The organism is Nocardiopsis lucentensis DSM 44048, from assembly GCF_000341125.1.
In the GTDB taxonomy this organism is placed as follows: domain Bacteria; phylum Actinomycetota; class Actinomycetes; order Streptosporangiales; family Streptosporangiaceae; genus Nocardiopsis; species Nocardiopsis lucentensis.
Genome location: NZ_ANBC01000894.1, coordinates 1 through 2,713 on the forward strand (window position 1 = coordinate 1; position 2,713 = coordinate 2,713).

The following is a 2,713-nucleotide window of genomic DNA, read 5'->3' on the forward strand; positions in this document are numbered from 1 at the left end:
GGGATGTGGCGGAGCGTCGGCCGCGGCCAGAGGCGGGAGCAGGTCGGCGCCGACGACCACCAGCGGGGCCCGCGACCAGGAGCGCAGGGCCTGAACCGCCGAGCGTGCGACTGCGACCTCGACGGACGCGGCCGTGGCCAGCCTCAGCAGGTCGTCGAGCAGGATGGGGTCGTCGGTGGCGAGCAGGGGGCGGGACCGGGCGTCCATGGCGTCTCCGAGGTCGAGGGGTTCACCTCGACCATCGCCGAACGAGATCCGTCCCGAAAGACCCGATCCGTATCTGTGGACAACTCCGCCGGGCGGCGATCAGCGCCTTCCCGGAGGGCCTCCGCCGCGGGCCCGGGGGCGTCAGGCCACACACCCGACGGGAGGGATGCGTGCTTACGGGGGCGGACACGCATCCCTACCCGACAGGCGAGTGGAGCGGACGCGGTGACGGCCCCCGGAGGGGGAGAGGGGAGCCGTCTCCTCAGGGCCGGTCCTGGGGGGGATAGGACCGGGTCCGCTCTCCGGGAGGGTTCGCGGGGACAGCGCCCCACGACCACCGAAGGACCTGGAAACGTACTCGTTCTCCGAGGAGCGATCACGCCGACGGGACACGGAATGTGTCGGGACAACAGCCGCTCAGTGGGGATTCCGCCTTGAGCCGTTGTGGCGTGGCTGGCCCTCGATCGAACGCCGGTGACGACGTTACCACGCGCCTCCGTGTATCGGTTCGGGAATCGATGAGAAAAACTTGGGTCAACCGTCTTTTCGGAGGATGAACCGAGCCGTAGAAAGAAAGCAGGTTGGTGGCGAAGATCCACCCCGACGCGGCAGCTGGGAACCCACGCACCACTCGGCCCGGTAAGGGCTGTCTAGGCCAGACTTGAGGTTGAACGGCCTGGTCAGACTAGAAAAATGGATGCTTGCTAACCCGGTGGGACGCGCCGGAGGCGGCGCCCCGCAAGAGGAGGCGGGGCGCCGTTCGCGCATGCCCTCATCTGCGTGAAGCAATCCCGAAACATTCGTCCGCGAACAAGCGTGACCGAACTGGTATCCCACGATGACTACTGGTCGGTAAATGAACGACCCCGTGAACTCTGGAGTTTCGGATCCGCTCGGTCACGCGCGACGTTCCACTCAACCGCGTTTGAGCGCCTCACACGTGGCAAGGGAGTCCTGTGCGCCCGCCCGCACGGCGCGGCAGCAGTAGACGACCCATTCGGCCACGCCCTCAGGGGTGCCCTCCATGTATCCGCGCAGTGCCGGACCGTACTCCTCCCGCAGCACCTGGTGCCCCAGCTCGGACGGGACCAGCGACTTCGGATCCAGCCCCCGCTCCACCAGCGTCAGCCGCTCCGCGGCGCGCGCGACCAGGCCGTCCCCCCAGCCGAACGGGCGGATCGCCATCAGCTCCCCGTGCACCAGCGCGGACGTCACCAGCGCGGGGACGGACGAACGCGCGCCCAGGAGCGAGTACAGCCCCTCCATCCGCGCCAGCGCGGTCTGGGGGTCCGGCACCCGGCCGAGCTCCATCGGGTCCTCGACGCGCTCACCGGGCAGCCGCGGCCGCCCCAGCGCCTCCTCCGCGATCGCGTCCGCCGCGGCCAGGGTGTGCAGTCGTGCCAGGGCCTGGCGCGGGGCCTTGGGCCAGGTGTCCACCAGACCGCCCAGCTCACCGGACACGCGCAGCGCGCCCTTGATCCGGGTGTCGTACACGTGGCCCGCGCGGATCTCGTCCATCGAGACCTCGGCGCCCTCCAGCGCGGCCGACGCGCACGCGCCCCGCAGGGAGGACTCCATGGACACGTCGCTGCTGCGTCGGCGCAGGATGCGGTGCCCCAGCAGACGGTCGACCAACGTGCGGGTCTCGGCGACGGCGTCGGCGACGCCCGGCAGTTCGGCGATCCGCTTCAGCGGGTCGGACAGGGAGGCGGAAGTCGATTCGCTCACGGTCACCAACACTACGCGCCGGTAATACCGTGCGCCCACACCAGCCGGCCCTGACCGCTCATCGCGCCGCGGCGACCGTTCACCGACCGTTCGCCGCGTGCCCCTCGGTCCCCGCCGCTGGATTCCGCCCCGGTGGTTCCAGTGGTATGGACCACATGATTAATTGGGTGTGAACCGTCGACGTAAGGAGAATCACAGTGGCCGACAGCACTCCCCCGAGCCAGGAGACACTGTCCAACCTTCTCCACGAGACCCGCAGCTTCCCGCCGCCGGCCGACCTCGCCGCCCAGGCCAACGTGAAGGCCGACGCCTACGCCGCCGCGGCCGAGGACCGCCTCGGGTTCTGGGAGGAACAGGCGCGCAGGCTCCAGTGGGAGCGCCCCTGGGACACCGTCCTGGACTGGAACCCGCCGTTCGCGAAGTGGTTCGACGGCGGGAAGATCAACGCCTCCGTGAACTGCGTCGACCGGCACGTGGCGGCCGGGCTGGGCGACCGCGTCGCCTACCACTGGGAGGGCGAGCCCGGGGACACCCGGACGATCACCTACGCCCAGCTCAAGGACATGGTCTGCCAGGCGGCCAACGCGATGACCGGGCTCGGGGTGCGCAAGGGCGACCGGGTGGCCATCTACATGCCGATGATCCCCGAGACCGTCGTGGCCATGCTCGCGTGCGCCCGCATCGGCGCGGTCCACATGGTCGTCTTCGGCGGGTTCTCCGTGGACGCCCTCGGACAGCGGCTCGACGACAGCCAGGCCAAGCTCGTCGTCACCGCCGA

General features: G+C 70.0%; 2 protein-coding genes and 1 pseudogene. 1 reads left to right on the forward strand and 2 read right to left on the reverse strand.

What is annotated here, in order from left to right; all coding sequences use genetic code 11:
• Positions 1–207, reverse strand: a pseudogene (locus tag D471_RS37075) (septum site-determining protein Ssd); the annotation flags it as partial.
• 915 nt (positions 208–1,122) lie between these two features.
• A complete protein-coding gene (locus tag D471_RS0130515) occupies positions 1,123–1,935 on the reverse strand; it encodes a Fic family protein (RefSeq protein ID WP_026128246.1) in 813 nt (270 codons plus the stop codon).
• A gap of 197 nt (positions 1,936–2,132) precedes the next feature.
• Between D471_RS0130515 and D471_RS37080 the strand changes: the two genes are divergently transcribed.
• A partial coding sequence (locus D471_RS37080) for an AMP-binding protein (protein WP_040692058.1) occupies positions 2,133–2,713 on the forward strand: 581 nt, incomplete at its 3' end.